This is a genomic window from Modestobacter caceresii, assembly GCF_000761485.1.
Lineage (GTDB): Bacteria > Actinomycetota > Actinomycetes > Mycobacteriales > Geodermatophilaceae > Modestobacter > Modestobacter caceresii.
In genome coordinates this window covers 1-22,340 of the sequence record NZ_JPMX01000011.1, presented here as the reverse complement: position 1 = coordinate 22,340, position 22,340 = coordinate 1, and the positions used below count along the sequence as shown (strand labels likewise).

The following is a 22,340-nucleotide window of genomic DNA, read 5'->3' as shown; positions in this document are numbered from 1 at the left end:
GTGGTCAGCGCATGGACAAGGTCGTCGCGAGCGCACGGGAGGCCGTGGCCGACGTGCCCGACGGAGCGACCCTCTCGGTCGGTGGGTTCGGGTTGTGCGGGGTGCCGGTCGCGCTCATCGACGCGCTGCTGGAGCAGGGCGCGTCGGGCCTGACGACCATCTCGAACAACTGCGGGGTCGACGACCAGGCGCTCGGGGTGCTGCTCTACGCCGGGCGGATCGCGAAGACGATCAGCTCCTTCGTGGGCGGCAACAAGGAACTGGCGCGGCTGTACCTCTCCGGCGAGCTGGAGGTCGAGCTGACCCCGCAGGGGTCGCTGGCCGAGCGGCTGCGCGCCGGGGGCACCGGCATCCCCGCCTTCTACACGCCCACCGGGGTGGGCACCCTGGTGGCCGACGGCGGCATCCCGGTGCGCTACGACGCCGAGGGCAACGTGGTGGCCACCAGCGAGCCCAAGGAGGTCCGCCGGTTCGGCGACCAGGACTTCGTGCTGGAGACGGCACTGACCGCCGACTTCGGCCTGGTCCGCGCGGCGGTCGGTGACCGGCACGGCAACCTGGTCTTCCGCGAGTCGGCCCGCAACTTCAACCCGCTGTGCGGCATGGCCGCGGCGGTCACCATCGCCGAGGTCGAGCGGCTGGTGGAGCCCGGGCAGATCCCGCCCGAGGCCGTGCACCTGCCCGGGGTGTTCGTGCAACGGGTGGTCGTCGTCGGCGACGAGGGGAAGCGGATCGAGAAGCGCACCACCCGCCCCCGCCCCGGCGCGGCTGCACCCGCGGCCGCCGGCACCGAGACCACGGAGGCCTGAGATGGCACTGTCCCGCGACGAGCTCGCCGCCCGGGTCGCCCTGGACCTGCAGGACGGCCAGTACGTGAACCTCGGCATCGGCATGCCCACCCTGGTGCCCAACCACATCCCCGACGGGGTGCACGTGGTGCTGCAGAGCGAGAACGGCGTGCTCGGCGTCGGCCCCTACCCCTTCGAGGGCGAGGAGGACGCCGATCTGATCAACGCCGGCAAGGAGACGATCACGATCCTGCCCGGGGCCAGCTTCTTCGACTCCTCGCTGTCCTTCGGCATGATCCGCGGCCACCACATCGACGTCGCCGTCCTCGGGGCCATGCAGGTCAACACCCGCGGCGACCTGGCCAACTGGCTGATCCCCGGCAAGATGGTCAACGGGATGGGCGGGGCGATGGACCTCGTCCACGGTGCCCGCGAGGTGATCGTGATGATGGAGCACGTCGCCCGCGACGGCTCCCCCAAGATCGTCGAGGAGTGCTCCCTGCCGCTGACCGGCAAGGGCTGCGTCGACCGCATCATCACCGACCTGGCCGTCATCGACGTCACCGACACCGGGCTGGTGCTCCGCGAGACCGCTCCCGGCGTCACCGTCGCCGACGTCGTCGCCGCCACCGGCGCCCCGCTGCAGGTCGACGGCGAGGTGCCCACCATGGCGCTGCCGGCCACCGTGTGAAGAAGGACCCCCCTGCCCCCCACGCCTCGCACGCTCGGCGCGGGCCCCTGCAGGGGGGCCGTACGCGGTCCGGGAACGAGAGTCGATGACCTTCTCCGTCATCGCCCGGGACGCCGCGACGGGCGACCTGGGCATCGCGGTCTCCTCCTGCATCCTGGCCGTCGGCCGGGCCGTCCCCACGGTCCGGCCCGGGGTGGGGGTGATCGCGGTCCAGGCGCGCAGCCGGCGAGGGCTGGGCACCTCCCTGCTGGCCGGCCTGGCCGACGGCGCCTCGCCGCAGGACCTGGTGCGCCGGGCCGCGCACGCCGCCGACGACGCCGACCGCCAGATCGCCGTCCTGGACGCCACCGGCCGGGTGGCCGCCGACACCGGGCCGGGGTCCCTGCCCACCAGCGGGCACGTGCTGGGTGAGGGTTTCAGCGTGCAGGGCAACATGCTCGCCTCCCCCGACGTCCTGCCGGCCATGGCCCAGGCCCTGGGCGCCACCGGCGGCGCGCTGGCCGATCGGCTCATCGCGGCACTGACCGCCGGGCAGGACGCCGGCGGCGACCTCCGCGGCCGCCAGTCCGCCGCGCTGCAGGTGGTCAGCGGGACCCCCGACACCGAGGACGACGACGGCGTTCGGGTGGACCTGCGGGTCGACGACTCCGGAGACCCCGTCGCCCAGCTGCGGATGCTGCGCAACCTGCAGCGCGCCTACGACGAGCGCGACTACGAGACCCTCGCGGTCTTCGCGCCGGAGGGAGCCCGGGACCTGTACGCGGCACTGGCCGCCTCCCGCCGCGGCGACCGGGCCGCAGCCCGTAGCGCCCTGGAGGCCGTGCGCGCCCGCCCGGGCTGGTCGACGTGGCTGACGTCGATGGCCGGCGACTCCCGGCTGGCTGGGGTCTCCCGGCTGCTGGAATGACCCCCGCCCCCGAGCGAGCCGCCGGTTAGAGTCCGTCCAGGACGAGGTCGAGAGCATGCGACTCGGTGAGGGCGGGAGCACTGCGTGGTCAACCGAGACCAACCCGTTGCGACCGAGCGCACGGGTTCCTCGAGCGGCCGCACCAGCTCGCCCACCGCGCGGCGCCGCCTGGGTGACTGGCTCTACCGCCCCACTCCCCGAACCCCCTGGTACGAGGGCGCCGTCGTCCTCCTGCTGTCCGCTGCGGTGGCGCTGTTCCGGCTCCCCCCGGGCCGGCTGGACACGATCTGGGCAGAGGACGGCGTCGTCTTCCTGCGCCAGGCCGAGGAGAGCATGGGACTGGGTCCCCTCTTCCGGCCGTACTCCGGCTACCTGCACCTGCTCCCCCGGCTGGTCGCCGAGGTCGCCAGCTGGTTGCCGCTGCACCTGGCCGGCCTCGTCTTCAGCATCTCCGCGGCGCTGGTCGTCGGGACCGCCTCCTGGTCGGTGTGGGTGTTCGGGCGGGCCCACCTGCCCTCTCCCTGGCTGCGTGGTGGCCTTGCGGCCGCCGTCGCACTGGTGCCCGCCGGTGGCCTGGAGGCCGCCGACAACGTCGCGAACAGCCACTGGTTCCTGATCTTCGCCGCCTTCTGGGCGCTCATCGGCCGACGCCGGTCGGCCTGGGGCCACGTCCTGCCCGCCCTCATCGTGATGCTGGCCGCACTGAGCGACCCCCTCGCCGTCGTGCTCCTCCCGCTGGCGCTCGGCCGCCTGGTCCTGCTGCCCCGCCGTGAGTGGTGGGTGGCCGGGACGTACCTCATCGCGATGACCGTCCAGCTGATCGTCGTCCTGTCCGCCGAGCGGACGACCGGCGCACGCCCGGCTGCGATGGAGATCGCCTTCGGCTACGCGCTCCGCGTGGTGTCGACCTCGATCGTGGGCAACGGGGGAACCCAGCGGCTGGTCGGCGCGGGCGGTCGTGAGCTCGTCTGGACGGTCGGGGTGGTGGTCGCGGCCGCACTGCTCGTCGCCCTCCTCTTCTCCCGGCCCGAACGCCGTCCGCTCATCGTCACGGCGGCCGTCGCCTCGGTCGGGCTGTTCTGCGTGGAGAGCCTCTTCGCCCTCAACGTCGAGTACCCCCCGGCCGGGGCACTGGCGAACGACCTCCACCTGAGCGCGCGCTACACCATCGTGCCGTCGCTGCTGCTCTTGTCGGCGCTCGCTGTGGCTGCCCAGGGCGTCGCCGAGCGGCTGTCGGGCAGCTGGCGTGCACTCGTCCTGGTGACCGCGCTCGTCCCCGTCGCCCTGATGGCCGGGTTCGACTACCGCAGCGAACCCGACCCGCGCGCCACCGCCCCGGAGTGGTCGGACTCAGTGGAGGGCGCGGAGCAGGAGTGCGCGGCCGGCGGCCCCGACCAGGTGGTGGTGCTCCCCATCGCCCCCACCGAGCCCTGGGCCGTCGAGCTCACCTGCGGGATCGTGACCGGCGGCTGACGGACGGCCGGACCAGCGATCGCGCTGGCGATCAGCGGAGCAGGCTGCGGGCGATCACCATGCGCTGCACCTCCCGGCTGCTGGACTGAGGAGGCCGTCGCCCGGTCGCGCACCAGGTCGCCCGGCCCTGCCCCGGGCGCAGAGCAGCCGGTCCGGTGCCCGGGATTGCCGGTGACCGGCAACCCCACCGCGATCGGGATGGCCGGTCACCGACCTGTCCCCCCTCCCCGTGTGCGGGCAGGCTGACTCCAGGTCCCCAGGTGCTGGGCGCTGTCCGTGACAGCCGGCGTCTGGACCTGCCGGCGACGAGGAGGTGACCGGGGTGTCCGCACCACACAGCGGCACGGCTGCGCTGCCCGTGCCACCCGGACGTCATCGGTCGCCGGTCACCGGAGCCGAGCGGCTGGCCCTGGCGACGAACCTGCGGGCGCGCGGCCTGCGTGGCCTGGACGTGCTGCGCCGCAGCCAGGACCGGGCGCCCCCTCGGCGCACCTGACCCGCTGCGGGTCCCTCGTTCCTCCTCGCGCGCCCCGATCCGATGGCGCGTGCTCTCCGCCGTCCCCAGGAGCAGTCCATGCGCACCACCGCCACCGCCACCGCCACAGCCACCGCCACACCCTCCGCGACTCCGGGGACGGACTGGACGTCCTCCCGGGCGCTGCTGGAGGCCCAGCGCGCCGACTGCCTCCGTCAGCGCGAACTCGCCCTGGCCGAGACGGTCACGTCGGTGCCCGACCCGGTCGCCCTCCGCCGGGCCGACAGCCTGCTGCGCACCATCCAGGAGATCGACGCGGCGCTGGACCGGATCGCGACCGGCACGTACGGCTCCTGCGCGCACTGCGGATCGGCCATCCCCCCGGAGCGACTCGAGTTCCGCCCGTTCGCAGCGAACTGCGTCTCCTGCCTGTGACCACACTGACCGCGAGGAGCCGCCCCGTGTCCGCTCCGTCCGCCGCTCGTGCCGTCCCCGACGACCAACTGCTGTCCGTCACCACCGTGCGCGGGGACCGGCCGGGTCGTGTCCTCGTCGACGTCACCGGCGAGGTGGACAACGCCACCGCCCCGCTGCTCCGGCTGTGCCTGGACAGCCAGACCGCCCAGCGGGAGCTCCGTGAGCTCGTCGTCGACCTCGCCGAGGTCACCGTCCTGGGCCCCGCCGGCGTCACCGCGCTCACCCGGGCGCACCGTCGGTGCCGGCGGCGCGGTGCCCGGCTGGTCCTGCGGTGCGCCGGCCGGCGCACCGTCCTGGACCAGCTGCAGCCGACCCGCCTGGGCTCGCTGGTGGGCGATGCGCCCACCCCCCGACCGGACCGCTGAGACGCCGATCGGCCCGACGCCGCGGTCAGCCGGGGCATGCTGGCGTCCCCGATGTCCGGCAACGCCGGTCCGGGACGCCGGCGAGACGGAGGCCTGCCGATGACCGACGACCGGCAGTCCGGCGACGGGCCGGCGGGCGAGGACTGGCTGGACGCCGTGGCGGCGTCGGCAGCCGCCGCCTGTTCCGCCCCGGTGGACCTGCTCGGCGACTACCTGCCGATGCTGGCCGACGCGGCCATCCACGGGCGCCGTCCGGAGCCGAGGGAGCTGGCTGCGGTCCGTGAGCTGGGACGGCGAGCGGCGGCGCAGGGTGTCAGTGCCCGGGGCGCGGTGGACCTCTACCTGTCCGCGTCCTGGCGGCTCTGGCGGCAGCTGCCGGCGGTGGTGCGCTCCAGTGACCCGGAGAAGGTGCGCCAGGCCGGCGAGGCGGTGCTGCGGGTCCTCGACGACGCCGTCGGGGTGCTCGTCGACGGCCACCAGTCCGAGCGGCGGGAGATGATCCGCCACGAGGAGGCGCTGCGGCGCGGGTTCGTCGACGACCTGCTCCGCGGCGACGCCGACGTCGCCCGGATGGTCCAGCGCGCCGAGCCCTTCGGCATCGACCTGGGCAAGGCCCACCACGTGGCCCTCGCCGCGGCGCGGGAGCCCGAAGGGCCGGTCGACCGTGCGGCCATCGCACTGGAGCGGGCCGTCGTGGACCGGTTCGGCGACCGGGACGTGCTGGTCGCCACCAAGGACGCGCGGGTGGTGGTCGTCGTGCCGGCGGGGAGCGCGACCGTGACCTCCCGGGCGGTGGACCTCGGTGCGCTGATCCGTGCCCAGCTCGACCAGGTCGACGGCGGCCGGCGCTGGCGGGTGGCCGCAGGGCGCGCGTTCCCCGGCGCCTACGGCGTCGCCCGGTCCTACGAGGAGGCCCGGGAGGCCCTCGTGTTCGCCGACCGGCTCGGGCTGGACACCGACGTCGTGCACGCCCGCGACCTGCTGGTCTACCGGGTGCTGGGCCGGGACCAGGCGGCGATCGCGGACCTGGTCGGCGACGTGCTCGGCCCGCTGCAGCGCAGCCGCAACGGCGCGGGCGTGCTGCTGGAGACCCTGCTGGCGTACTTCGAGGCCGGGAACGTCGCCACCGAGGCCGCCCAGCGGTTGCACGTCTCGGTGCGCACCGTCACCTACCGGCTGGCCCGGGTCGCCGAGCTCAGCGGCTACAGCGTCGGGCGGCCCGACCAGCGGCTGTCCCTGCACGCCGCCGTGCTGGGCGCCCGCCTGCTGGAGTGGCCGGCCAGGCCGCTGCCGCTGGACACCTGACCCGGACCCGGCCGACCTCGACCGGCCGGCGACCTACCTCAGGAGGCTCCGGGCGATGACCATGCGCTGCACCTGGTTGGTGCCCTCGTAGATCTGGGTGATCTTGGCGTCGCGCATCATCCGCTCGACCGGGAAGTCCTGGGTGTAACCGGCCCCGCCGAAGAGCTGGACGGCGTCGGTGGTCACCTGCATGGCGGTGTCGGAGGCGAAGGCCTTGGCCGCAGCGGAGACCCGGGTGACGTCGGGGCGCCCCTGCTCACCGGCGGCAGCTGCCACGTACACCAGGTGCCGGGCTGCCTGGATCCTCATGTCCATGTCGGCGAGCATGAACTGGACGCCCTGGAAGTCGCTGACCGCGGAGCCGAACTGGCGGCGGTCCTTGGTGTAGGCGATCGCGGCGTCCAGTGCGCCCTGGGCGACCCCGACCGCCTGGGCCCCGATGGTCGGCCGGGTGAAGTCCAGCGTCCGCAGCGCCGTCTTGAACCCGGTGCCGGGCTCTCCCACGATCCGGTCGGCGGGGATGGTGCAGTCGGTGAAGTAGAGCTCGCAGGTGGGCGAGCCCTTGATGCCCATCTTCTTCTCCTTGGGGCCCACGGCGAAGCCGGGGTCGTCGCGGTGCACGACGAAGGCGGAGATCCCGTTGGCGCCCTTCTCCGGGTCGGTGACGGCCATGACCGTGAACCACTCCGAGACGCTCGCGTTGGTGATCCACGCCTTGGTCCCGTTGAGCACCCAGCTGTCGCCCTCGAGCCGGGCCCGGGTCCGCATCGCCGCGGCGTCGGAGCCGGCCTCGCGCTCGGAGAGCCCGTAGCTGATCATCGCGTCGCCGGCGGCGATCGAGGGCAGCACCCGCTGCTTGAGGTCCTCGGACGCCGACAGGATCACCGGCACCGAGCCGAGCTTGTTCACCGCGGGGATCAGCGAGGCGCTGACGTCGACCCGGGCGACCTCCTCGATCACGATGCAGGTGGCGATCGCGTCGGCGCCCTCACCGCCGTAGGCCTCCGGGACGTGCGTGGCGTGGAAGCCCGCCGCGGTGAGCGCCTTCTGCGCCTCCACCGGGTAGCGGGACTCGGCGTCCACCTCCGCGGCGAAGGGGGCGATCTCCCGTTCGGCGATCTCGCGGACCGCCTCCCGGATCGCCTCGTGCTCCTCGGTCAGCGCGTACAGCCCGGCGTTGTTACCCACCGGTAGATGCTAAGCCCGGCCGGGCTGCCCAGGGAAGCGACTCACCCCACGGCGGGGTGGTGACCGGTCAGGGTGCGATCCGCTGCTGCAGCGCGTCGTCCCGGGCGACGACGGACGCCGCCAGGTCCGCCTGGAACCGCTCCACGGCGGCGCGCAACCGGTCGTCGCCGGCCGCCAGGATGCGCACCGCGAGCAGGCCGGCGTTGCGCCCGCCGCCGATCGACACCGTCGCCACCGGGACGCCGGCCGGCATCTGCACGATCGACAGCAGGCTGTCCAGCCCGTCCAACCGGTCCAACGGCCGGGGCACGCCGATCACCGGCAGCGGCGTCGCTGCGGCGACCATCCCGGGCAGGTGCGCTGCTCCCCCGGCTCCGGCGATCACCACCCGCAGCCCCCGGCCCGCAGCGGACTCGGCGTAGTCGAGCATCCGCCGCGGGGTGCGGTGCGCGGAGACGACGTGCGCCTCCCACGGGACGTCGAACTCGGCCAGCGCCTGGGCGGCGGGCTCCATCATCGGCCAGTCGGAGTCGCTGCCCATGACGATGCCGACGATCGGGTCGCTCACGGCCACTCCTCAGTGCTCGGTGTCGAAGGCGAACGCGGGGTCGACGACGCCGTCGGCCAGGTAGCGGGCGGCAGCCACCGCGCGGGCCCGCACCTCGGCCAGGTCGTCGCCCAGCGCGGTGACGTGGCCGAGCTTGCGACCGCGGCGCTGGCCCTTGCCGTACCAGTGCAGCTTCACGTCGGGCCAGTGCGCCATCAGGTGGTGGACCCGCTCGTCCAGACCGGGCCCGTCCCAGCTCTCGTCCGCGGTGGCGCCGCCGAGCACGTTGGCCATGACGACCACCGGCGCGGTCATCGCCGTCGACCCCAGCGGGTAGTCCAGGACGGCGCGCAGGTGCTGCTCGAACTGGCTGGTGCGGGCGCCCTCGATGGTCCAGTGCCCGGAGTTGTGCGGGCGCATCGCCAGCTCGTTGACCAGGACCCCGTCGGCGGTCTCGAACAGCTCCACGGCCAGCATGCCCACCACCCCGAGCCGGTCGGCGATCCGGACGGCGAGCTCCTGGGCGGCGGTGGCCAGCTCCTCGGACAGGCCGGGGGCCGGCGCCAGCACCTCGTTGCAGACGCCGTCCCGCTGGATCGTCTCGACCACCGGCCACACCGCGACCTGGCCGAACGGGGACCGGGCGACCTGCGCCGACAGCTCGCGGACCATGCCCACCCGCTCCTCGGCGAGCAGGGTGCCGTGCCGCTCGAGGAGGTCGGCGACCTGGTCGGGGCCGGAGACGACGAACACGCCCTTGCCGTCGTAGCCGCCGCGGGGGGTCTTCAGCACCACCGGCCAGCCGACGCCGTCGGCGAAGGCGGTCACGTCGTGCACCGTGCGGACCTCGGCCCAGGCCGGCTGCGGCTCCCCCGCCTCGGCCAGTGCCCGGCGGAGCACCAGCTTGTCCTGGGCGTGCACCAGGGCGGCGGGGCCGGGGGCGACCCGGTGGCCGTCGGCCTCCAGCGCGCGCAGGTGCTCGGTCGGGACGTGCTCGTGGTCGAAGGTGACCACGGTGGCGCCCGCGGCGAGGCGGCGGAGGTCGGCGAGCTCGTTGTGGTCGCCGAGCTGGACGTCGGCGGCCACGAGGGCCGCGGACTCGGCCGGGTCGGCGGCCAGCACCCGGAGCGACTGGCCCAGCGCGATCGCCGCCTGGTGCGTCATCCGGGACAACTGGCCCCCGCCGACCATGGCTACGACCGGGAGTCCGGTGCGGCGGTCTGTGGGAGTGCCCATGGTGCCCGGAAGGCTAGATCGCTCGTCCACCCGGCACGCCTCCGGGGTCGCCGGCCGGGTCATCCGGGCCGCCAGCTGCCCCGGGGCTCCGCCGGGTCCACGGAACCGGCGTCCCGGCCACTCAGGAACGGAAGACCCAGTGGCGGTAGGCGAAGAAGTTCAACCCGGTGAGCAGCGCCACCGCGATCACCTTGGCCAGCACCGCCGGGAGGCCGACCGCCACCAGGCCGGTCACGATCCCCAGGTTGGCGAGGTAGTTGAGCACCACCAGCAGGCCGTACCGGAGCAGTTGGCGAGTGCCGTCGGTGCGTACCCCGAAGGTGAAGTACTTGTTGGCCATGAAGTTGACCGCGAAGCTCAGCCAGAAGCCCGCCGTCGTGGCCAGCCACAGCGACCGTCCCACGACGTCGTAGAGGAGCCACAGGGTCCCGGCGTCCACGACGAGGCTCAGCACCCCGACGCCGACGTACCGGACCATCGTGGGCGAGATCCGCGGGAGCCGGGCTGGGGGTGGGACGGTCACGTGGGCACGCTAGTGCAGCGCGGTGCTGCCACCCGTCGGGCCGCAGGCGGCCCGGCGCACCAGCGCGCCGGCGCAGCACAGGCCCCGACTCCGCGGGCCTCCTAGGCTGGAGGCATGTCCTTCGACCCACCGGGTGGCCGCCTGCGCAGAGGGTGGCGGCTGCTGCTGAAGGAGTTCAGCGCCTTCGGCGTCGTGGGCGGGATCTGCTTCTTCATCGACATCGGCTTGTTCCAGCTGCTCTACGCGCACGTGGGCACGGGCGCCGTCACGGCCAAGCTGGGGTCGACCCTGGTCTCGATGACGGTGGCCTACCTCGGGCACCGTTACTGGTCGTTCGCCCATCGGGCGCGCACCGGGGTCGGGCGGGAGTACGCGCTCTTCGCCATGATCAACGGCGCGACGCTGCTGCTCGGGCTGGGCATCGTCGCCGCGGTCCGGTACGGCCTGGACCAGGAGAGCGCCCTGGTGATGCAGGCCGCGAACATCGCCTCCATCGTCCTCGGCACCGCCATCCGGTACCTGTCCTACCGTCGCTGGGTCTTCCCGGCCCTCGACTCCGTCCACGCCCGCACCGGCCCACGTCAGCCGGTGCTCAGCGACGGCACCGCCTGACCGGTCCACCCAGAGCCGGTCCACCCAGAGCCGGTCAGCTCGCGAGCCGGGAGCCCTCCCGGCTCGCGATCACCTCCAGGCGGCTGCTGATCCTGGTCCGCAGCTCCTCGACGTGACTGATCACGCCGACGGTCCGGCCGCCCCGGCGGAGCTCGTCCAGGACGGTCATCACCGCGTCCAGCGACTGCGGGTCCAGGGTGCCGAAGCCCTCGTCGACGAAGAGCGTGTCGATCCGGACCCCACCGCTCTCGGCCGTGACGACGTCGGCCAGGCCCAGGGCGAGGGCCAGGGAGGCCATGAAGCTCTCCCCGCCGGAGAGCGTCTTGGTCGGCCGCCGGACGCCGGTGTACTCGTCGAGGACGTCCAGGCCCAGCCCGCCGCGGGCCCCGTGCCGCCCCTGGGCGTCGCTGTGCAGGAACGTGTACCGGCCGCCGGACATGTCCCGCAGCCGCCGACTGGCGACGGCCGCGACCTGCTCCAGCCGGGCGGCGAGCACGAACGACTGCAGCCGCATCCGCAGGGTGTTGGCCCCGCGGCCGTTGACCAGGTCGGCGAGCGCGGTGACCTGCTCGGCGTGGGCCCGGCGCTCGTCCAGCTCCACCTCGATCTCGGTGAGGTCGGCGGTGAGGGACTCCAGGTCGTCCGCGCAGCGGCGCACCTCGGCCAGCGCGCCCACAGCGGCCTCCCGGGTGCGGGTCGCGCCGCGGCAGCTGGCGGTGAGCGCGTCCAGGTCCGGCCGGGGTGCGAGGTCGGCGAGCTCCGGTTCGGCGAGCGTCGCGGTGACCACCGACCACCGCTGGTCGTGCTCGGCCACCCGCCGGCCGGTCGACGCGGCGGTGGCCCGGTCCAGCAGGGCGTCCGCGGCGGCCAGCAGATCGGGGAACCCGGCGTCGGCGACGCGTTCCTCGGCGAGCCGACGAGCTGCGTCGGCCGCCGTGCGGGCGCGCAGTTCGGCGCCCTCGGCCTCCACGAGCGCCTCGCACCGTTCGGCCTCGGTGGTGAGGCGGCTGATCCGGGGGGCGATGCCGGGGTCCTCCCCCTGTGCGGCGCGCAGCCGCTGCTGCACCGTGGCGAGCGTCTCCTGCGCCGCGGCGCGCTCGGCGGTCAGCCGCGCCAGCTCCTCGCGGGCAGTGGCGGCGGCCGCCAGCGCGGCGTCCCGCTGGGCCACCAGCGCGGTCAGCGCCTGGCGTGCGCCGTCCAGGGTCCCGGCCGCGGTGCGCGCCTGCGCCTCCTGGTGAGCGGCCTCGGCGAGGGCGGCCTCCTTGTCGGCCAACGGCTCCGGACCGGCCTGGGCACGGAGCACCGCGAGCTCCCGGTCGGTCTCCTCGAGGGCGGTGCGCAGGACGCTGAGCCGGGCCTCGCGCTCCTCTGCGGCCGTGCGGGCGGCGTCCTCGTCGGCCTGGGTCACCAGTGGGCCGTCGTGCTGGGCGAGCCGCGGGTGCTCCAGCGCACCGCACACCGGGCAGTCCTGGCCGTCGGCCAGGCCGGTGGCCAGCTCGGCGGCCATCCCGTCCAGCCGCCGGGTGCGCAGGTCACCCCACTTCTCCCGGGCGTCCAGCCAGGCCTCCCGGGCGGCGTCGACGTCGTCGCGCTGCTGCTCCCGGCGGCCGGCCAGCGAGTCGGCGGCCCGGGCCGCGGCGAGGGCGGTGCGCCGGCCCTCGAGCGCGGCGGTCAGCCCGGGCAGGCTCGACGCCGCCTCCGCGGCCTCGCCGACCCCGGCCTCCTGCTCGGCCAGCCGCGTCGGCCACTCCTGCGCGGCCGCCTCGTCCTGGGCGCAGCGCGTCTGCAGCGCCTCGACCCGGCGAGTGGCCTCGCCGACCACGCGGGCCAGTTCGGCGGCGCGGTCGACGTCGGGCAGCAGTGCGCGGAGCGCAGCGACCTCGTCGCGCAGCGCCCGCGCCAGCACGGTGTCGGCCGGGCGGCCGGCGGCCACCTCCGTCCAGCGGCGGCGGACCGACTCCAGGTGCCCCGCGGCGCCCTCGGCGTCCAGCGCCGCCCGACCGGCCGCCTCCAGCACGTCGCGCACCGGCTCTGCCCGGCCACCGGCGTCCAGCGCCCCACGCAGGGGCACCAGCTCCGCCTCCTCGGCCTGCAGCCGGCCGAGCTCGGCACGGGCCCGGTCACGCCGGGTGTGCCGGTCGAGCTCGGCCCGGGCGTCGGCCAGCACGGCGTCGACCCGCTCGACCTCGGCGGCCGCCCGCTCGGCCTCGATCACCTGGTCGGCGAGCCGGCCGGCGACCTCCGCCCGGACGCGCTGCACCCATGCACCGGCCGAGGCGTGCGGCGTGGCACCGACCAGCTCCGGGGCCAGCTCCTCGGGAACGTCGACGTCGGCCACCTGCGCCACCCGGGCGAGCAGCGTGCTGGCCCGCAGCCGCGCCTCGTCCCACTGCCCGCGGGCGACGGACCGCTGGTCGGCGAGCCACTCCTCGACCCGGGCGAAGCGGCCGACGTCGAAGAGGGTGCGGAGCAGCCGGCCGCGGTCCTCCGGCTCGGCCCGCAGGAAGCGTGCGAAGTCGCCCTGCGGGAGCAGCACCACCTGGCAGAACTGCTCGGCCGAGAGACCCAGCCGGCTGCGCAGGTGCTCGGAGCCCTCGTCGATCCGGGTGCTGACCGGCTCCCAGCCGGCCGCCGTCCAGCGCTGCACGGTGAGCTTGGCCTGCTCCGTCGTCCAGCCGGTGCCGCGCCGCTTGGGCCGCTGCTGCTCGGGCCGGCGGGTGACCAGCAAGCGCTCCCCGCCGAGGGTGACCTCGCACTCCACCTCGGTGCGGACCTGCTCGGCGGCGTGGTCGCTGCGCAACCGCTTCTCCTCGCCCCGGGCTCCCGGGACGGTGCCGTAGAGGGCGTACACCACCGCGTCGAGCAGCGTCGTCTTGCCGGCGCCGGTCGGGCCCCAGAGCAGGAACAGCCCGTCCCGGCCCACGTCGTCCAGGTCGACCTCGACCCGGTCGGCGAACGGTCCGAAGGCGCTCAGCGCGAGGGTGTGGACCCTCATGCCAGCGCCTCCTCGTGCGCAGCCGCGGCCAGCGCGCGGCCCAGCAGCTCGAGCTCGGCCGGGGTGGCGCCCACCGTGCGGACGTGGGAGACGAACTCGCCGGCGACCTCCAGGTCACTGCGGCCGGCCAGCCGCTCGGTGTAGCTGCGCTGATCGCCGGCCGGGCCCGTGCCGGCCCACTCCAGGTGCACGGCGTGCGGGAAGCGGCCCTGCAGTTGGCGCATCGGGTCGGCCGGCCGGATCGCATCGGTGAGCTGGGCGGAGACGAAGTGCTCGGTCACCGACGCCAGCTCCGGGTCGGCGAGCAGCTCGGCGAGCTCGCCGCGCAGCACGGTCAGCGGCCGGGGCGTCGGGAGCGGGACCGGCCGCACCTCGGACAGCCCGGAGGCGTCGAGGTCGACCAGCCAGGCCTGCTTCTGCTGACCGGCCTCGCCGAAGGAGTAGGCGAGCGGCGAACCGCTGTAGCGGATCCGGTCGCTGAGCGACTGCGGCCGGTGCAGGTGCCCCAGCGCGACGTAGTCGATGCCGTCGAAGACCGCGGCGGAGACCAGGTCGACCCCACCCACGCAGATGTCCCGCTCGCTCTCGCTGGGGAGCCCGCCGCCGACGAAGGCGTGCGCCAGCACGACCGACCGGGTGCGCGGGCGGAGGAACAGGTCGGCCCGGACCCGGTCCATCGCCGCGCCCACGACCGCCTCGTGGCCGCGGGCGTCGGGGAGCCCCAGCTCGTGCCGGGCCACCTCCGGCTCGAGGTAGGGCAGGCCGTACACCGCGACGTCACCGTGCTCGTCGTCCAGCATCACCGGCTCGTCGAGCGCCGGGGTCATCGCCCGGACGTGCACCCCGGACCGGGCCAGCAGCCCGGCGCCGAACCCCAGCCGGCGGGCCGAGTCGTGGTTGCCGGGGGTGAGGACCACCTGGGCGCCCGCGCTCCGCAGCCGCATCAGCACCCGGTCCAGCACACCGGTGGCGTCCGCCGAGGGGACGGCGCGGTCGTAGACGTCGCCGGCGACCAGGACCACGTCGACGGACTCCGCGCGGACGACGTCGGCCAGCCCGCCCAGCACCTGCTCCTGCTCGGCGAGCAGGTCGGTGCCGTGCAGAGAGCGGCCGATGTGCCAGTCCGAGGTGTGCAGCAGCCGCATGCCCGGGACGTTAGGTGGCCCCTCCGACAGAACCGTCCAGGCACGCCGTGACGGACCGGTCCGGCGGCGCCGGAGGCGCTCCTACGGCCCAGGACTTCCTACGGCTCAGAACTGCTGGGTCGGGTGCGTGTCCCCGCGGTGGTACTCGCCCAGGTACGCGGCGCTCTCCCGGGCCCGCCGGTCGGCGTCCTCCTCGACGAGCTGGTTGAGCAGCTGCTGCACCCCCTCGCTGTCCGGGATCGCCCGGAACACGGTCGGGCCGCCCTCCCCCGCCGTCTCGATCGAGACCGTGCCCGAGTTGACCAGCCGCTCCCCCAGCGTCTGCCGGTAGGAGACGTCGGTGATCCGGGACAGGCCGATGTCGCGGCCGTGCCGGGAGAGGATGCCGGCCCGGTACAGCAACCGGTGGGTGGTGACCACGTAGTGCGTGGTGCGCCAGCGCAGCAGCGGGGCGACGACCAGGAACACCGTGAGGACGACGGCGACGCCGACGACGACCAGCCGGTACGTCCCCTGCTGGTCCCCCGCGGGGACGACGGCGGCGCCGAAGGAGGCCAGGCCGACCAGCGCCAGGAACGCCACGATCGGCCAGAAGACGGTCAGCCAGTGCGGGTGCAGGTGGCGGACGACCTCCTCGTCGCCGGCCAGGACCTTGTCCGGATAGGCCATGACGACAGGATGGTGCACCAGCCCTCGCCGTCACCGCTCTGCGCACGCGTGTCGGGCCGACGCCCTCCGCCGACGGGCCGAGGATCAGGTGCCGACCTGGGCCGGCAGCCAGTCGGTCTGCGACTCCACCGGGACCGCCCGGCGGGGGTGCGGCACCGACGGCACGGCCGCCGAGACCGAGGTCCGGGGCGCCTGCGGCCGGCTCGGGTCGCCCGGCGCGGCGACGGTGTGCAGCCCCGTGCGTGGGACCACGGGCAACACGTGCACCGACGCCCCGACCCGGACCGGCCCCTTGGCCGCCGGCCGCTGGGCCGGCCGGAGCAGACCCACCAGGGCCCGGCGCGCCGGCTCCTCCACGAGGTGGTACAGCGCCGCACTGACCGGCAGCGTGGCGAGCAGCAGGAATGGCATGCCCAGGGTGATCGCCGGGGTCAACACCCATCGCTGGGCGGGGTCCTGCCACAGCACGGTGCACATCACGTCGAGGAGCAGGTAGTGCGTCAGGTACAGGCAGTAGGAGATCCTGCCGCCGTAGACGAGGGCCGGGGTCGCGAGCAGCCGGGCCGGTCCCCGGGTGGTCAGGGCGAGCCCGGCGATGAGCCCGGGGAAGGCCAGCACGGCCACCTGCGAGTAGTCGGCCAGCTCGCCGCCCCGCCGCCAGGTGGCCCAGAAGCAGAGCATGACGAGCAGGAAGATGCTGGCGACCGAGAGGGCCAGGCCGATCGACTCCGTGCGCGCGCTCGGCCGCACGTCCCGCAGGGCGAGCGCCACGAACACCCCGGCGAGGAAGCCGCAGGCGATCCGGAGGACCCAGCTCGAGTCGGCGTCCATCGGCCCGGTCCGGTAGGCGACGAGGGCCAGCGGCACGACCGCCGCGTGCGCCAGCCCGAGGTTGACCACCGGGTGCAGGTGGCGCAGCGGGCGCAGCAGCACGGCGAGCACGGGGAACGCGAGGTAGGCGGTCCACTCGGCACTGATGGACCATCCGGGCGCCACGAAGCTGGCGCCCACCATGTTCGGCATGCCCCACATCTGGGTCATGCTCAGCTGGCGGGCGATCGCCTCCACCGTCACCTCGGGGTGGACCGTGTAGACGTCCGCGGTCCGGCCGCTGGCCCGCACCAGGAACAGCCAGCCGCCCATCAGCACCGTCACCAGCGCCCAGGCGGGCCAGACCCGCGCGAACCGGTTGAACAGGAACCGACCGACCGTGCGCGGGGTCGGACGACGGCCGCACTCGTCGAGGTAACCGCGGGTCAGCAGGAAGCCGCTGAGGATGAAGAAGAGCTCCACCCCGATCCAGCCCGCCCCGAGGACCGCCCGCACGAACACGAACTGGTCGGTGTACGGGGCCAGGAAGGCGCCGAAGTGGACCAGCACCACCCAGCCGGCCGCGATGATGCGCAGACCGGTCAGGGCACGGATTTCACTCTGTCCGGTGCGGGGTGCGGCCGGGGAGGCATGCGCTGGAGTTGGCACTGGAGTCCTTCGTTCATGGTCGACCTCAGCTGGGAAGCCCGTGAACGGAAAGTTATCGGCCGATGACGCCGAGTTGAGTCGACGACACCACCAAGTGCCCTGCACCTGTTGTGCGAAGCCGACAAGTCGGCACACCTGTCACACCAGCCCCGGACCCGGCGGACCGGGTCCGGCGCCGTCACCGCCCGCGCACGTGCCGCACGTCGCCGGACGCGAGCTCCAAGAGCCCCGCGTCGGTGCGGACCACGAGCCGACCGTCCCAGTCCACCGCCTCGGCGACCCCGTCGAGGGTCGAGCCGTCGGGCATCGTCACGGCGACGGCGGCCCCCACGGTGCTGCACCAGGCCAGGTAGTCCTGGGCGAGGCCGGAGGAGACCGGGTCGCCGAGCACCTGCGACCAGCGGGCGTAGCGCTGCTCCAGCGCCCGCAGGAAGGCCAGCAGCACCGCCGTCCGGTCGACCGGCTGCTGACCCACCACCTCCAGGGAGGTGCCGGTGTCGGGCAGCTCGTCGGTGCGGGTCGAGACGTTGAGCCCGACGCCCACCACCACGGCGTTGCCCGAGCTCTCGGCCAGGATGCCGGCCAGCTTCCGGCCGTCGGCGGCGAGCAGGTCGTTGGGCCACTTCAGCGATGTGCGGACGCCGGCCACCTCCCCGACCGCCTCGGCCAGCGCCACCCCGGTCAGCAGCGAGAGCCAGGCCCGCCGGGCCGCCGGGACGTCGGGCCGCAGCAGCACCGAGACCGTCAGCCCTGCCCGCGGCGGGGAGACCCAGGTGCGGTCCAGCCGTCCGCGGCCGGCCTCCTGGTGCTCGGCCACCAGCACCAGCCCCTCGGCGGCGCCGTCGGCCGCACGGGCGACCAGCTCGGCGTTCGTCGACCCGATCGCCTCGACCACCTCGACCGCCCGCCACAGACCGCTGCCGGGGGTGAGGGCGGCGGTCAGCGCGGCGGCGTCGAGGCCCGGCCGGTCGGCGGGAGGAGCTGCGGTGCGGGGGCTGTCGGGCACGTCACCTACGCTACGGCGCTGTGAGTGCCGCCGAACTGGAGAGCGCGGGAGAGCACGTCCCCGCCGACCTCGACCTGCACACCACCGCCGGCAAGCTGGCCGACTTCGAGCGGCGGGTGGAGGAAGCCACGCACGCCGGGTCGCAGCGCGCGGTGGACAAGCAGCACGCCGCCGGGAAGATGACCGCCCGGGAGCGGATCGAGGCGCTGCTGGACCCGGGCTCGTTCACCGAGCTCGACGAGTTCGCCCGGCACCGGTCCACCAACTTCGGCATGGACGCCAAGCGGCCCTTCGGGGACGGCGTCGTCACCGGGTACGGCACGGTCGACGGCCGGCCGGTCTGCGTCTTCTCCCAGGACGTCACCGTGTTCGGCGGCAGCCTCGGCGAGGTCTACGGCGAGAAGATCGTCAAGGTGCTGGACCTGGCCATGCGCAACGGCTGCCCGGTCATCGGGATCAACGAGGGCGGTGGCGCGCGGATCCAGGAGGGCGTGGTCTCCCTCGGCCTCTACGCCGAGATCTTCCGGCGCAACGTGCACGCCTCCGGGGTCATCCCGCAGATCTCCCTGGTGATGGGCGCCGCCGCCGGTGGCCACGTCTACTCCCCCGCGCTCACCGACTTCATCGTCATGGTCGACAAGACCAGCCAGATGTTCATCACCGGCCCCGACGTGGTGAAGACGGTGACCGGGGAGGACGTCACCCTCGAGGAGCTCGGCGGTGCCCGCACCCACAACACCAAGTCCGGCGTCGCGCACTACCTGGCCGAGGACGAGGCCGACGCGCTGGACTACGTTAAGGCCCTGCTGTCGCACCTGCCCAGCAACAACCTCGACCCCCTGCCGGCGATCGAGGTCGCCCCGGTCGACATCGCCCTCCCCGAGGCGCTCACCGACGACGACCGCGAGCTGGACATCTTCATCCCGGACTCGCCCAACACGCCCTACGACATGCACACCGTCATCGAGCACGTGCTCGACGACGGGGAGTTCCTCGAGGTCCAGGCGCTGTTCGGCCCCAACATCCTCACCGGCTTCGGCCGGGTCGAGGGCCGCCCGGTCGGCGTCGTGGCCAACCAGCCCACCCAGCTCGCCGGCACGCTGGACATCGACGCCAGCGAGAAGGCCGCTCGCTTCGTGCGCACCTGCGACGCCTTCAACATCCCGGTGCTCACCTTCGTCGACGTCCCCGGGTTCCTGCCGGGCACCTCGCAGGAGTGGGACGGGATCATCCGCCGGGGCGCCAAGCTGATCTACGCCTACGCGGAGGCGACCGTCCCGAAGATCACCGTGATCACCCGCAAGGCCTACGGCGGCGCGTACGACGTGATGGGCTCCAAGCACCTCGGCGCCGACGTCAACCTGGCCTGGCCGACCGCGCAGATCGCGGTGATCGGTGCGCAGGGGGCCGTCGGCATCCTCTACCGCAAGGAGCTGGCCGCGGCCGAGGACCCGGAGTCGCTGCGCGCCGAGCTGGTCACCGACTACGAGGACACGCTGGCCAACCCCTACATCGCCGCCGACCGCGGGTACGTCGACGCGGTGATCCCGCCCTCGCACACCCGCGTCCACGTCGTCCGCGCGCTGCGGCTGCTGGCGAACAAGCGCCAGACCCTGCCCGCCAAGAAGCACGGGAACATCCCCCTCTGATGACCGAACAGACCCAGCCCCCACTGCTGCAGGTGGTCCGCGGCGAGCCGAGCGCCGAGGAGCTCGCCGCGCTGACCGTCGTCGTCGCGGCCCTGTCCCAGCGGCGTCCGCGGCGCCGTCCCGCGCCGGTCGGTGCGTGGCGCGAGCGGGCCGACCTGCTGCGCCGGCCGCTCCCGGCCGGCCCCGGTGGCTGGCGCGCCTCGGGGCGGGCGTCATGAGCCGCCGCCTCGTGCTCGCCTCCCAGTCCCCGGCCCGGTTGCAGCTGATGCGCCAGGCGGGGCTGAACCCCGAGGTGGTGGTCAGCGGCGTCGACGAGACGGCGGTGACCGCGCCACGGGTCGGCGAGCTGGTCGCCCTGCTGGCCGCGGCCAAGGCCGCAGTCGTCGCCAAGGACCAGACCGACGCGGTGGTGATCGGCGCCGACTCGGTGCTCGAGTTCCGCGGCCAGTCGCTCGGCAAGCCGGCCGACACCGCCGATGCGCGGAGCCGCTGGCAGCGGATGGGCGGGCGCAGCGGCGTCCTGCACACCGGGCAGGCGGTCTTCGACGTGCGGGACGGCGGCGTGGCCCAGCGCGACGTCGGCGTCTCCTCCACCGTGGTGCACTTCGCCGCGCCGTCACCGGCGGAGCTGGAGGCCTACCTGGCCACCGGTGAACCGCTGGGCGTGGCCGGCGCGTTCACCCTCGACGGGCTGGGCGCACCGTTCGTCCGCCGGATCGAGGGCGACCCCTCCGCGGTGCTCGGCCTCTCACTGCCGCTGCTGCGCACCCAGCTCGCCAAGCTCGGCCTGGCGATCACCGACCTCTGGCGACGCTGACCACCCGGCACCCGTCAGCCCGCCCCGCCACTGAAGGAGAACCAACGTGCAGAAGGTCCTGATCGCCAACCGCGGGGAGATCGCGGTGCGGGTGGCCCGCGCCTGCCGGGACGCCGGGCTGACCAGCGTCGCGGTGTACGCCGAGCCCGACCGGGACGCCCTGCACGTGCGCACCGCGGACGAGGCCTTCGCCCTCGGCGGGAACACCCCGGGTGAGTCCTACCTGGTGATCGACAAGATCATCGACGCTGCCCGCCGGTCCGGCGCGGACGCCGTGCACCCCGGCTACGGCTTCCTGTCGGAGAACGCCGACTTCGCCCAGGCAGTCCTCGACGCGGGGCTCACCTGGATCGGCCCCTCACCGCAGGCGATCATCGACCTCGGCGACAAGGTCGCCGCCCGGCACATCGCCACCCGCGCCGGCGCCCCGCTGGTGCCCGGCACCAAGGACCCGGTGGCGGACGCCGACGAGGTGGTCGCCTTCGCCCAGGAGCACGGCCTGCCGGTGGCCATCAAGGCCGCCTTCGGCGGCGGCGGTCGCGGCCTGAAGGTCGCCCGCACCCTCGAGGAGATCCCCGAGCTGTTCGACTCCGCGGTGCGCGAGGCCGTCTCGGCGTTCGGCCGCGGCGAGTGCTTCGTCGAGCGGTTCCTGGACGAGCCCCGGCACGTGGAGGCCCAGGTGCTGGCCGACACGCACGGCACGGTGGTCGTCGTCGGCACCCGGGACTGCTCGCTGCAGCGGCGCAACCAGAAGCTGGTCGAGGAGGCGCCCGCGCCGTTCCTCACCGACGAGCAGCGGGAGCGGATCCACTCCTCGGCCAAGGCCATCTGCGCCGAGGCCGGCTACGTCGGCGCCGGGACCGTCGAGTACCTGGTCGGCACCGACGGCTCGATCTCCTTCCTGGAGGTCAACACCCGGCTGCAGGTCGAGCACCCGGTCAGCGAGGAGACGTCCGGCATCGACCTGGTCCGCCAGCAGTTCCGGATCGCCGAGGGCCTGCCGCTGGAGATCACCGAGGACCCCACCCCGCGCGGGCACAGCATCGAGTTCCGGATCAACGCCGAGGACGCCGGCCGCAACTTCATGCCCGCCCCCGGCCCGGTGACCCGGCTGGAGATCCCCCAGGGCCCGGGTGTGCGCTGGGACTCCGGGGTCGAGACCGGCGGCGAGGTGGCCGGTGCGTTCGACTCGATGCTTGCCAAGCTCATCGTCACCGGCGCCACCCGCACCGAGGCCCTGCAGCGGGCCCGCCGCGCGCTGGACGAACTGGTCGTGGAGGGCATGCCGACCGTCGTCCCGTTCCACCGCGCGGTGGTCGCCGACGAGGCCTTCACCAGCGAGCCGTTCACCGTGCACACCCGCTGGATCGAGACCGAGTGGGACAACCAGGTGCAGCCCCACGGCCCCGCCGCGGAGACCGACGAGGCCGAGCCGCGGCAGACCGTCGTGGTGGAGGTCGGCGGCCGCCGCCTGGAGGTGTCGCTGCCCGCCGGGCTGGCCGCGGGCGGGCCGGCGCCGGCCGCCGGTGCGGCCAAGCCGCGCAAGCGCAGCGGGGGTGGCGGGTCAGCCGCGTCGGGTGACTCCCTGACCGCGCCGATGCAGGGCACGATCGTCAAGGTCGCGGTGACCGACGGCGCCACCGTCGCCGCCGGTGACCTGGTGGTCGTGCTGGAGGCGATGAAGATGGAGCAGCCGATCGTGGCGCACCAGGCCGGCACGGTGTCCGGGCTGGCCGCCGAGGTCGGCGCCAGCGTGACCAGCGGCGCCGTCCTCTGCACGATCAGCGCCGACGGCTGATCCCGGCCGGCACGCTCGCCGATCCGACCGGGCTCCCAGCTCGGGTCGATCAGGTCGTGGTGATCGTCCGGCAGCCGAGGAGCGAGTTCTGGGACGGGACGTCCACGTCGATCGCGAACACGCACACCCGGTGCTCGCCCGGCGCCACCGTCGTCGACCACGCGAACCCGTGCGCGGACCCCGCACCGGGGAACG

The 22,340-nt window shown here is 74.4% G+C and carries 22 protein-coding genes; 13 read left to right on the top strand and 9 right to left on the bottom strand.

The features are described 5' to 3' along the window. Positions 1 to 11 precede the first annotated feature (11 nt). From IN07_RS03780 to IN07_RS03745, 8 genes are all read left to right on the top strand, one after another. On the top strand, positions 12 to 809 hold the full coding sequence (locus IN07_RS03780; protein WP_036333789.1) for a CoA transferase subunit A: 798 nt from the start codon (positions 12 to 14) through the stop codon (positions 807 to 809). Between the two features lies 1 nt (position 810). Beyond that, positions 811 to 1,479 carry a CoA transferase subunit B gene (locus IN07_RS03775; RefSeq protein WP_036333787.1) on the top strand — a complete coding sequence of 223 codons (669 nt, stop codon included), beginning with the start codon at positions 811 to 813 and terminating at the stop codon, positions 1,477 to 1,479. A gap of 85 nt (positions 1,480 to 1,564) precedes the next feature. Next, positions 1,565 to 2,386, top strand: coding sequence for a DUF1028 domain-containing protein (locus IN07_RS03770; RefSeq protein WP_036333785.1), 822 nt, complete (start codon positions 1,565 to 1,567; stop codon positions 2,384 to 2,386). Between the two features lie 84 nt (positions 2,387 to 2,470). After that, the gene (locus IN07_RS03765) at positions 2,471 to 3,859 is read left to right on the top strand and encodes a hypothetical protein (RefSeq protein ID WP_036333783.1); all 1,389 of its coding nucleotides are present in this window, start codon (positions 2,471 to 2,473) and stop codon (positions 3,857 to 3,859) included. 322 nt (positions 3,860 to 4,181) lie between these two features. Further along, positions 4,182 to 4,355: a hypothetical protein gene (locus tag IN07_RS03760; protein WP_156119022.1), complete on the top strand. Its 174-nt coding sequence runs from the start codon at positions 4,182 to 4,184 to the stop codon at positions 4,353 to 4,355. A 78-nt stretch (positions 4,356 to 4,433) separates the two neighbouring features. After that, complete coding sequence (locus tag IN07_RS03755) at positions 4,434 to 4,769, top strand: TraR/DksA family transcriptional regulator (protein WP_036333778.1); 336 nt, start codon at positions 4,434 to 4,436, stop codon at positions 4,767 to 4,769. A 26-nt stretch (positions 4,770 to 4,795) separates the two neighbouring features. Continuing rightward, positions 4,796 to 5,176 (top strand): STAS domain-containing protein, encoded by a 381-nt coding sequence (locus IN07_RS23760; protein ID WP_052090704.1) that lies wholly within the window; start codon positions 4,796 to 4,798, stop codon positions 5,174 to 5,176. 99 nt (positions 5,177 to 5,275) lie between these two features. Further along, positions 5,276 to 6,481 carry a PucR family transcriptional regulator gene (locus IN07_RS03745; RefSeq protein WP_036333837.1) on the top strand — a complete coding sequence of 402 codons (1,206 nt, stop codon included), beginning with the start codon at positions 5,276 to 5,278 and terminating at the stop codon, positions 6,479 to 6,481. A 33-nt stretch (positions 6,482 to 6,514) separates the two neighbouring features. Here the strand turns inward: IN07_RS03745 and IN07_RS03740 are convergent, their stop codons facing one another. The 4 genes from IN07_RS03740 to IN07_RS03725 form a co-directional block, all read right to left on the bottom strand. Beyond that, positions 6,515 to 7,669: an acyl-CoA dehydrogenase family protein gene (locus tag IN07_RS03740; protein ID WP_036333776.1), complete on the bottom strand. Its 1,155-nt coding sequence runs from the start codon at positions 7,667 to 7,669 to the stop codon at positions 6,515 to 6,517. A 67-nt stretch (positions 7,670 to 7,736) separates the two neighbouring features. Next, the gene (gene purE, locus IN07_RS03735; RefSeq protein ID WP_036333774.1) at positions 7,737 to 8,237 is read right to left on the bottom strand and encodes a 5-(carboxyamino)imidazole ribonucleotide mutase; all 501 of its coding nucleotides are present in this window, start codon (positions 8,235 to 8,237) and stop codon (positions 7,737 to 7,739) included. A gap of 9 nt (positions 8,238 to 8,246) precedes the next feature. After that, a complete protein-coding gene (locus IN07_RS03730; protein ID WP_036333772.1) occupies positions 8,247 to 9,452 on the bottom strand; it encodes a 5-(carboxyamino)imidazole ribonucleotide synthase in 1,206 nt (401 codons plus the stop codon). Positions 9,453 to 9,573: 121 nt separating this feature from the next. Then, positions 9,574 to 9,975, bottom strand: coding sequence for a GtrA family protein (locus IN07_RS03725; protein WP_156119021.1), 402 nt, complete (start codon positions 9,973 to 9,975; stop codon positions 9,574 to 9,576). Positions 9,976 to 10,089: 114 nt separating this feature from the next. Between IN07_RS03725 and IN07_RS03720 the strand changes: the two genes are divergently transcribed. After that, entirely contained in the window at positions 10,090 to 10,587 is a 498-nt protein-coding gene (locus tag IN07_RS03720; RefSeq protein WP_052090702.1) for a GtrA family protein, read from the top strand. Positions 10,588 to 10,621: 34 nt separating this feature from the next. Here IN07_RS03720 and IN07_RS03715 read toward each other — a convergent pair whose 3' ends face one another. The 5 genes from IN07_RS03715 to IN07_RS03695 all read right to left on the bottom strand — a co-directional run bounded on the left by IN07_RS03715 (position 10,622) and on the right by IN07_RS03695 (position 17,881). After that, the gene (locus IN07_RS03715) at positions 10,622 to 13,582 is read right to left on the bottom strand and encodes an AAA family ATPase (RefSeq protein ID WP_036333768.1); all 2,961 of its coding nucleotides are present in this window, start codon (positions 13,580 to 13,582) and stop codon (positions 10,622 to 10,624) included. Next, entirely contained in the window at positions 13,579 to 14,727 is a 1,149-nt protein-coding gene (locus IN07_RS03710; RefSeq protein ID WP_036333766.1) for an exonuclease SbcCD subunit D, read from the bottom strand. The genes IN07_RS03715 and IN07_RS03710 overlap by 4 nt, the downstream gene beginning before the upstream one ends. Before the next feature lie 105 nt (positions 14,728 to 14,832). After that, positions 14,833 to 15,396 (bottom strand): PH domain-containing protein, encoded by a 564-nt coding sequence (locus IN07_RS03705; protein WP_036333764.1) that lies wholly within the window; start codon positions 15,394 to 15,396, stop codon positions 14,833 to 14,835. A gap of 84 nt (positions 15,397 to 15,480) precedes the next feature. Further along, positions 15,481 to 16,875: an acyltransferase family protein gene (locus IN07_RS03700; protein ID WP_197058346.1), complete on the bottom strand. Its 1,395-nt coding sequence runs from the start codon at positions 16,873 to 16,875 to the stop codon at positions 15,481 to 15,483. Between the two features lie 178 nt (positions 16,876 to 17,053). Continuing rightward, the gene (locus tag IN07_RS03695) at positions 17,054 to 17,881 is read right to left on the bottom strand and encodes a biotin--[acetyl-CoA-carboxylase] ligase (RefSeq protein WP_036333760.1); all 828 of its coding nucleotides are present in this window, start codon (positions 17,879 to 17,881) and stop codon (positions 17,054 to 17,056) included. Between the two features lie 20 nt (positions 17,882 to 17,901). Between IN07_RS03695 and IN07_RS03690 the strand changes: the two genes are divergently transcribed. The 4 genes from IN07_RS03690 to IN07_RS03675 are packed head-to-tail and all read left to right on the top strand — an operon-like array spanning position 17,902 to position 22,145. Then, a complete protein-coding gene (locus tag IN07_RS03690) occupies positions 17,902 to 19,530 on the top strand; it encodes an acyl-CoA carboxylase subunit beta (RefSeq protein WP_052090700.1) in 1,629 nt (542 codons plus the stop codon). After that, on the top strand, positions 19,530 to 19,748 hold the full coding sequence (locus IN07_RS03685) for an acyl-CoA carboxylase subunit epsilon (protein ID WP_036333758.1): 219 nt from the start codon (positions 19,530 to 19,532) through the stop codon (positions 19,746 to 19,748). Before IN07_RS03690 ends, IN07_RS03685 begins: the two co-directional genes overlap by 1 nt. Beyond that, positions 19,745 to 20,347, top strand: coding sequence for a Maf family protein (locus tag IN07_RS03680; RefSeq protein ID WP_081975158.1), 603 nt, complete (start codon positions 19,745 to 19,747; stop codon positions 20,345 to 20,347). Before IN07_RS03685 ends, IN07_RS03680 begins: the two co-directional genes overlap by 4 nt. Before the next feature lie 46 nt (positions 20,348 to 20,393). Further along, a complete protein-coding gene (locus tag IN07_RS03675; RefSeq protein ID WP_036333754.1) occupies positions 20,394 to 22,145 on the top strand; it encodes an acetyl/propionyl/methylcrotonyl-CoA carboxylase subunit alpha in 1,752 nt (583 codons plus the stop codon). Positions 22,146 to 22,340: the final 195 nt, after the last annotated feature.

What these genes read in the sequence shown, in the direction of transcription:
- IN07_RS03730 (WP_036333772.1), bottom strand. Translation starts at nt 9,452, where the DNA reads ATGGGCACTCCCACAGACCGCCGCACCGGACTCCCGGTCGTAGCCATG.
- IN07_RS03755 (WP_036333778.1), top strand. Translation starts at nt 4,434, where the DNA reads ATGCGCACCACCGCCACCGCCACCGCCACAGCCACCGCCACACCCTCC.
- IN07_RS03715 (WP_036333768.1), bottom strand. Translation starts at nt 13,582, where the DNA reads ATGAGGGTCCACACCCTCGCGCTGAGCGCCTTCGGACCGTTCGCCGAC.
- IN07_RS03770 (WP_036333785.1), top strand. Translation starts at nt 1,565, where the DNA reads ATGACCTTCTCCGTCATCGCCCGGGACGCCGCGACGGGCGACCTGGGC.
- IN07_RS03780 (WP_036333789.1), top strand. Translation starts at nt 12, where the DNA reads ATGGACAAGGTCGTCGCGAGCGCACGGGAGGCCGTGGCCGACGTGCCC.
- IN07_RS03710 (WP_036333766.1), bottom strand. Translation starts at nt 14,727, where the DNA reads ATGCGGCTGCTGCACACCTCGGACTGGCACATCGGCCGCTCTCTGCAC.
- IN07_RS03745 (WP_036333837.1), top strand. Translation starts at nt 5,276, where the DNA reads ATGACCGACGACCGGCAGTCCGGCGACGGGCCGGCGGGCGAGGACTGG.
- IN07_RS03680 (WP_081975158.1), top strand. Translation starts at nt 19,745, where the DNA reads ATGAGCCGCCGCCTCGTGCTCGCCTCCCAGTCCCCGGCCCGGTTGCAG.
- IN07_RS03775 (WP_036333787.1), top strand. Translation starts at nt 811, where the DNA reads ATGGCACTGTCCCGCGACGAGCTCGCCGCCCGGGTCGCCCTGGACCTG.
- IN07_RS03705 (WP_036333764.1), bottom strand. Translation starts at nt 15,396, where the DNA reads ATGGCCTATCCGGACAAGGTCCTGGCCGGCGACGAGGAGGTCGTCCGC.
- IN07_RS03685 (WP_036333758.1), top strand. Translation starts at nt 19,530, where the DNA reads ATGACCGAACAGACCCAGCCCCCACTGCTGCAGGTGGTCCGCGGCGAG.
- IN07_RS03720 (WP_052090702.1), top strand. Translation starts at nt 10,090, where the DNA reads ATGTCCTTCGACCCACCGGGTGGCCGCCTGCGCAGAGGGTGGCGGCTG.